The organism is Roseobacter cerasinus, from assembly GCF_009811755.1.
In the GTDB taxonomy this organism is placed as follows: Bacteria; Pseudomonadota; Alphaproteobacteria; order Rhodobacterales; family Rhodobacteraceae; genus Roseobacter; species Roseobacter cerasinus.
The window spans coordinates 262,399-269,911 of record NZ_BLIV01000007.1 but is presented as its reverse complement, the minus strand read 5'-3'; the positions used below and the strand labels follow the sequence as shown (position 1 = coordinate 269,911).

Below are 7,513 nucleotides of genomic sequence, written 5' to 3'. Positions count from 1 at the left end.
TCTTCTTCGGTGATCTCGCCCTCCGGCAGCTCACCCCCGAACTCTTCCAAAAGCTCAGCTTCCGGCGTCTTTGTCCTCGCCAGAGGAGGCCCCTCATCCGGGGCTGTGTTGTTTTCGACATCGCTCAACCACCAATAAACTTGATTTCAAGGACACCGTGCATTTGGCCCCAAATGTGGAATGGGTCAGAGAGGCGCGATGGGTCGAGGATGGGAAGTTCTTCACCTCCTCCGGGGTTTCCGCAGGAATGGATATGTCCCTCGCCGTCATCGCTGACCTTTATGGCATGGCCGCCGCCGACAGGGTCGCCTTGGGTACTGAATATCAATGGCATAAGGATTCAACCCGTGATCCCTTTGCAAAATCGGCGGGATTGGTATGACACGCCACCCAATCCGCACTGTTGGTGTCTTTTGCGGGTCTGTCACAGGCAACGGGCATGACTTCGCGTCCGAGGCCGGCCTGGTTGGCGCGCAGCTTGGATATCAAAACCGCACGGTCGTCTACGGCGGAGGACGGGTCGGGCTTATGGGTGCGGTCGCGGATGCATGTCTAAGCCACGGTGGGCAGGTCATCGGCGTTATGCCCAAAGAGTTGGTCGATAAGGAAATTGCACATCCAGATCTGACGGAACTGATGATCGTTTTAGATATGCACGAACGAAAATAAAAATGGCTGATATGTCGGATGCCTTTATTGTACGGCCGGGCGGAACGGGCACGATGGAAGAGTTCTTTGAACAATGGACTTGGGGGCAGATCGGGTATCACCGAAAACCGATTGCGCTTCTGAACGTCGCTGGTTTCTTCGATCCGCTTCTGACGATGATTGATCGAATGGTCGCGCGCGGCTTCCTTTCGGAGAAGCACCGCGACATGCTAATCTTCGAAACGGATATCAGCTCAGTGCTGACGCGATTTGCGGCCTACGAGCATCCCGCCGAAAAGGGATACGCGCGATAGATATAACTCCGAGGCGACAAATGCGGTCATTGGAATGAAAGCAGCGAAAGAGTGCTCCGTCCCGCGCTCTGAGGTGTCGGATTGAGCGGCGGCGAAAGCACGGTTTAGATGAGATGGCAAAAATCGCTCAGAAATAGCTGCTTTCGCGACATATGCCAAACCGAACGTCTTCCTGGTGTTGTCCTGGCTCCTTCCGGTTCTTCAGGTCAACGCACACTTGCAAATTCTGAAGACAACTCCGAAAGTGCTTCGGTGGAATTTGCGATGATGCGAGACGTGAATATCGTTCTTGAGCTCGACGACAGGATGATAGCCAGCCCTTAGATCAAGGCATCTGCGACTCCGCGCACATCAGAATACGGCGGCTTTGAGACCCTCGCCGACGTGAGCGGGGATAGCTTTGCATTTGGAGCATTGCTGTACGACGGCACAGAGGTAGTGCCGTTGGGAGAACGCGTTATGGCCGCCCAAATCCCCGGCCGCTGGTCGCTGCTGTCGGCTTAAGCCTCTGCTCCGCCACAGGACAGCAAAGAACACCAATGGCTGATGCGTGTGTCTCTTTTGTCAACACGGCCCTAGATTTGGTAACAGTTGCCGATCGATCTGAAGGGTGAAGGCCATCTTAGACGGAGCATGAAACCACAACGACCAAACTTGTCGGAGCAACATCATCAACGATCAGTCTTTCACCCCGTAGGGTGATGTCTTTTCACGCGGATGTGTGAAGGATTGAGGGCGTGGCGCTTTGCTAAACGCCTTTGGTTTGAAGAATTTGTGGAAGAGGTACTTATGTGGAAGCCGTGCGTTTTTTTGTCAGCGATCTTGTTCACACCTGCGGCAGGCTTTGCCGCGACTTTGGACGTTACCGGACTTGTCTCAGTCGTGGACAACGGACTGAGCGGTGTGCGCCAGGAAAGCTCGGAAACTCGACTATCCCGTGAAATCGATGGTTTCGCCCGCGGACAAGATGCAGCGGCGCTCGGCCGCGGTGAGGGCACATCGAACTACTTTGTTGATTCGCGCACCGGCGTTTTCCGGCTCGGAAGCTTCGCGTCGCTGGACAGAGGCTTGTCCGACGCATCCCGCGCTGGCGGCAACATCAAAGTCACTCTGACCGAGAGCTTCGTCGCGCGAGGATCTGGAACGGCGACGTTCCAGTTTGACTATGATGGCGCGTTCTTTAACGCAGGCACCGAAAACAGCCGACGCGGGTACAATGCGGGCAGCAGAGCTGATGTCGAGCTAACCGCCGATATTCGCGACGGCAACCGGATCGTCACCAAGCAGGATCGATCCGGTGCAAGCCAGACCTTCATTGGCGATAGAGGCACCTTCAACAGCACCAGAGAAATTCTGACATATCAACAGAACAACAGTTTTGCAGAGCTCAGAGAGCTGTCATTCGATCTTGTGGACGGACAAACGTTCGAGTTCGGTATTTCGTTCTTCGTCGGCTCCACCGCCGGCAGCAACGAGGGTCGCACAAACGCTGATTTCACAAACACGGGCTATCTGGACTTCAGGACCTCGTCAGGCCTGAACCTCGTAGCTTCCAACAACAACTTCCTAGCCGACGCGACGGGCCGCCCAAGCGGCCCTGGAACGCCCGCGCCGATACCACTTCCTGCTGGCGGCTGGTTGATGCTCGCCGGGCTTGCCAGTCTCACGTGGTTGCGGCGCCAGACATCAATGACGCGCTAGTTGCGAAGGCCGGATCCAGTCGGAGAAGCAAGGGCGTCGCCGTCTCACTATTTGACAACTGGGTGGAATTCGGCGTGTATACTCGGGCGTGATTTTCTAGACACGTGGGCCTTCGAGAACATCTCCGAAAGGGTATCAAAGCTTGAGCGACCTTCCGGAGCAAGCGCCAGCCGCGCCCTTCGATGTAACCTCGTTCGATGATCTCCTTCCAAAAGTTGCTGAGTTAGCAGAGCAAGGAGACAAGGCTGGGTTGGATAGGATGACCGCGTCTTTCGACGCGCTCGTCTCAAGGCTTGAGCTCGCGGTTGATGGTTGGCGTGGTGCAGAGATCATTCCATTCGTCGTCCGGCCCAATGGCCGCGTTGCCCGGATGACTGCGGCAGCTGCCGATGGGCTCATTCTCAGCCCTGGTGAGGATCTCATGGCTTTGCTGAATACCGCAGGGCGGACCACCTTCGAGACGGTTGTCGCAGATGGTGGCCCCGAGCGGTTGATATCCGCCCGCATCTTGCCCGAGGAGCGCACTGCGCTTGTAGGGATCAAACGGACGGAGACGGGTGTTCTAGCCCGTGCGTTGATTACGTTCTGGCGTCCTGAGATTGGCGAAGCCCTGCGACGGGACTTCTTGCTAAGCGAAACAGAAACCGAGGTTGCCCGCGCCCTGTTCGAAGGGTTGCGTGCAAAGGTGATCGCTGAAATCCGGGGGCGCTCGACCGAGACAATACGAAGCCAGGTCAAAGCCATTTTCCAAAAGACAAACGTGTCCAATGTCTTGGAATTCGCGCATATCATCTATGGGCTGAACGCCCACCCTTCTGTCGGTGCGCCAGTTTCAGCCGTGGTCCGCAGTGGCGAAGCCAGAGTGTGGCATGGGGCGCAATGGCCGGTCGAGGTTTTGTGCGACGGGTCTCCTGACGGCAAGCCGCTTTTGTTTATGCACGGTTGTTTAGGCGGCTGCCGGTTCGTTGCACGCGCACGCGACCGCCTGGCGTCGCGCTTCGTGATCGCGCCGGGGCGCCCGAACCACGGACGCACGCCTGAAACCGGATCGAACTGGAGAACAGGTCCAGAGGTAGCGGCGCAACAGGCTCTGTCCGTTCTCGATAGCGCAGGAATACGGAAAACTGATCTGATTTCCTACGATATCGGCGCGGCCGGCGCGTTGACCTTGGCAGCGATGGCGCCCGAGCGGATTGAGCGAGTTTTGATTATCTCCTGTCTTCCACCGATGCCAAACTTGTCGGATCTCATGGCAATTCCCCAGCAACAGCGCGTTTTCCCTGTTCTGAGCCGGATTTCGATGCGGGCAGGAAAAGCACTTGCACGCTTGGGCGGCGAGCGGCTTTTGGAAGGCGGTCCCGAGGCATTTGGAAGCATCGTCTTCGCTGGGTCACAGGCAGACACCGCCGCTTGCAAAGACCCAAGGGTTTCAGAGCAGTTCTGGCGGGGGCACGGGTGGCATACAATTCAAGGGCCCGACGGTTTCTTTTTTGATGCTGCGCTCGCGGGAACCGCTTGGCACGGGACGCTCTGTGATCTGTCCGTGCCGGTTACATTCCTGCATGGTGAGGACGATGCCAGTGCTCCCCTCTCGAAGGTCAATAGTCTGGCCAGCCATGTCGGAGGGACAGTTGTCCCCGTTCCACGAACCGGCCACACGCTGGTCCATGCACGTCCGGAGCTGTGGCTCGATCTGCTTGAGAACGAGACCTTTTGGTGCTCGCGCGCATGAATGAAGTGAAAAGGTCGCCGTCGACCTGACCTTTTCTTCCGAAGATCAGGTTTTAAAGCCAGTCGAGTACGAGAACAGCGAGAGCGAATGTCACTTGTCGTGGGCTTGCCGAGTTTCAGCATCATTCCGGCAGCAGTACCTCAATCAAGCATGACAAGACGAACTCTGCGGCAAACACCTGAATTTGTTATCAAATTAAATAAGATTTTCAAAAAATAATGCGACTCTTTGACAAAAAAAGAAGCTGAAAAAGATCACATTTTTTGTTTGCATTAGCACGTTCTTGCTATTGCTACCACTTTAGTGAGGAGCCGGGAGTTCGGTTGTGAAAATCCAGCAATTTTTATTCGTCGCACTAGTATTATTGAGTGCGCCATTGATCGCCTTGTTGATTAGTATTTCTTATGCTTCATGGAACGAGCATACGCAAGACAAACGAAGCGCTTCAGTGGCGCGAGCGACGGCCTCTTGGATAGATGGTCAAGTGGCACTTTCCCTAGAACGAAGCTTATCGCAAGTCGCATTTGCCGTTGAGCTCGAAAATCGGTCGATCTTCACACAAAGCCTGGAGACACAACGGCGTATTGTTGATCAGCACTTTTCTGCCGCCTTCTCCGAAATTAGTCAAAATTTCGACACTCTTGACTTGCGCTTAGAGTCTTTCAAACGGCAGGCGAAAAAGATGCAGATAGCGTTGACAAAGACACGTCAAGACATCGATGCAGCATTTTTGACAACCGGTATTTGCGATCAAAATTGCGAGCCTTTCATTAAACAGTTGATTGCTATCATTGACCAAACAGCTGCAATACGCGCATCCTTGGAAATACCAACCAGCCAAATTAGTGCGAACTCGTATGATGCCTTTCAATTGCAGCATCTCGCGTGGCAAGCCCGAGAATTCGCTGGCCGCGTACGGACCCCTTACGTCATCGCGACCATGCAACTACGCGCGATACCCGAACCCAAAAAGAGTATAACCCAAGAACATCTGAGGCTCGGTAGTCAGACATGGGACACACTGCGAAATGTCGCGCAACGACTCGATCCCGAGAGCTCAATTTTCAAGGCCTACGTTCGTGCCGATGCCGCCTATTATAAACGGCATACGCTGCTCCTGTCGCAAATAGACACGGCATTCGACACCGAGGATTTTGCGCAAATCCCTTCCTATGACGCGTTCTTTGACCTGTCATCTACCGCACTTGCTGCCATCTCGGAGGTCGCTTCTGTTTCCGGGCAGGATATCCAGACGTATTGGAGTGACCGGCAAGCCGCCTCTTTGAAAACGTTCTGGTCAACATCGCTTGCTTCAACAGCTGCCCTTGTATCGTTGATCTGGATTATCGCGACACTTCGAAGGCACCTCGTGTTGCCAATTCTTTACACAACAGGTGTGTTGTCCAGATTGGCATCAGGTGATCTGAACGTCAGCAATAAAAAGCCGGTCAGTCTTAGGCTGACCGAAATCAAGTCACTGCACAACGTCGTCGAGAAATTCCGCGAAGAACTTCTTCAAACTCAGATTGCGGAGAAGGACGCCAGAACAGATCACCTCACCAAACTACCAAACAGGCGAGACATGGAGGAAAGGCTGTCTGTCGACACCCAGATGCCCTTCAACGATGGGGACGCTTTTGTGTACATCGACTTGGACGAGTTCAAGCCGATAAACGATGCCTTTGGCCACGGCGCTGGGGATAAAGTGTTACAAGAAGTCGCCGAGCGGCTTAAAAACTTTGCGCCTGACAAGTCAGAGCTCTGGCGTCTGGGAGGCGATGAGTACGGCTTCGTCGTTCGCAATGCAGCTTCCCCCGAGCATCTGTCCTTTCTCGCTGACCGATTGCAAGATATTGTATCCGCACCAATCGCCTTCGCAGGCAAAGAACTCTTTGTCGGCGTGAGCATCGGAGTCGCCATCCATGACGATGCGGTTCTGCATCCACAAGACATGTTTGCACGCGCAGACGTGGCGATGTTCACGGCTAAGAACAATCCTCACAAGAACTTTGAAATCTACGGAAGCTCACTTCAAACCCGACGCTACGGAAACGAAGCCCGAAGGGACGTCGTAACTGCGCTGGAAAACGGCGCGATCTTCCCTGTGTTTCAACCGCAAATCAATCTGAATACGGGCGAAGTTACAGGTTTTGAAGCTCTCGCAAGGTGGCGTCGCCCAAACGGTGAAGTCTCTACACCGGCTGAGTTTTTGGATGTTGTTGAGTATTTCGGCTCTCAGGCGGAGCTGGACATCCTGATAGCAGGGCGCACGATACAGGTGATGCGACATGTGCATGAACAGGGAACATTAAAGCCTCGCTTCTCTATGAATGTCTCGGAGAGTAGTTTGGCCTCTCGCGAAACACGTGACGGCTATTTGGATCTTTTCAAGAATAACGAAGACCTCGTTTCCTGGATTACTGTTGAGGTCACGGAAAACGCTCTCTTAGACCGCTCCGCCCAAGCGATCCGTTCGTCTCTGCAAAGCTTCTCTGCTGCTGGCGTTTCGCTTTCGATGGATGACTTTGGAACCGGGTATGGCTCTTTCCGACATTTACAGGAATACAGTTTTGACGAAGTCAAAATCGATAAGAGTTTCGTAGCAAAACTGTTTTCAGATCACAGTTCAGAGGTTATTATTTCAGGATTTCTACACGTCGCTAAGGGCTTGAATGCCAGTGTTGTCGCAGAAGGTGTAGAAACGGAAGAGCAACGACACAAACTGGCGGAGCTAGGCTGTCATTTTGGCCAGGGATATCTATTTGCCAAACCGATATGCGCTGAAGACGTAGTAGGTTTTCTGGAAAGTGGGTTTCTTGCAAGGTCTGTATGAAGCCGGGTTTCAATATTCTCTTTCCTGCGACTTTCGACTACGGACAACGCGACTATCGCCATACACGAGATAGTGCGGCACAATAGGCTGCGATAGTACGGTGATTTTCCGATTGTAGACATTCGAGCAGCGTGGAGAATCTGCTGGCATGGGCTCTGAACGGACCCTTGCTGACGCGGCAGTGCCGGTGCGGCACGCTGACCAGGACCGGTCATCAGGCGTTCAGGCCAGGCCCTTGATATCGTGACTTGTCGCGCGATGCGCGACCGTTGGCAGATCAGGAGC

The 7,513-nt window shown here is 54.0% G+C and carries 4 protein-coding genes and 1 pseudogene; all 5 read left to right on the top strand.

Annotated features, from left to right (window positions below):
- Positions 1 to 253: 253 nt before the first annotated feature.
- The 5 genes and pseudogenes from So717_RS22560 to So717_RS18080 all read left to right on the top strand — a co-directional run bounded on the left by So717_RS22560 (position 254) and on the right by So717_RS18080 (position 7,228).
- Positions 254 to 382, top strand: coding sequence for a hypothetical protein (locus So717_RS22560; RefSeq protein WP_275113681.1), 129 nt, complete (start codon positions 254 to 256; stop codon positions 380 to 382).
- Positions 379 to 962 (top strand): annotated as a pseudogene (locus tag So717_RS22675) (LOG family protein). Before So717_RS22560 ends, So717_RS22675 begins: the two are co-directional and overlap by 4 nt.
- A 774-nt stretch (positions 963 to 1,736) precedes the next feature.
- Positions 1,737 to 2,663, top strand: a complete 927-nt coding sequence (locus tag So717_RS18090; RefSeq protein ID WP_159979946.1) for a VPLPA-CTERM sorting domain-containing protein — start codon at positions 1,737 to 1,739, stop codon at positions 2,661 to 2,663.
- Between the two features lie 508 nt (positions 2,664 to 3,171).
- On the top strand, positions 3,172 to 4,395 hold the full coding sequence (locus tag So717_RS18085; RefSeq protein ID WP_159979944.1) for an alpha/beta fold hydrolase: 1,224 nt from the start codon (positions 3,172 to 3,174) through the stop codon (positions 4,393 to 4,395).
- Between the two features lie 325 nt (positions 4,396 to 4,720).
- Complete coding sequence (locus So717_RS18080; RefSeq protein WP_159979942.1) at positions 4,721 to 7,228, top strand: putative bifunctional diguanylate cyclase/phosphodiesterase; 2,508 nt, start codon at positions 4,721 to 4,723, stop codon at positions 7,226 to 7,228.
- Positions 7,229 to 7,513 lie beyond the last annotated feature (285 nt).

What these genes read in the sequence shown, in the direction of transcription:
- So717_RS22560 (WP_275113681.1), top strand. Translation starts at nt 254, where the DNA reads ATGTCCCTCGCCGTCATCGCTGACCTTTATGGCATGGCCGCCGCCGAC.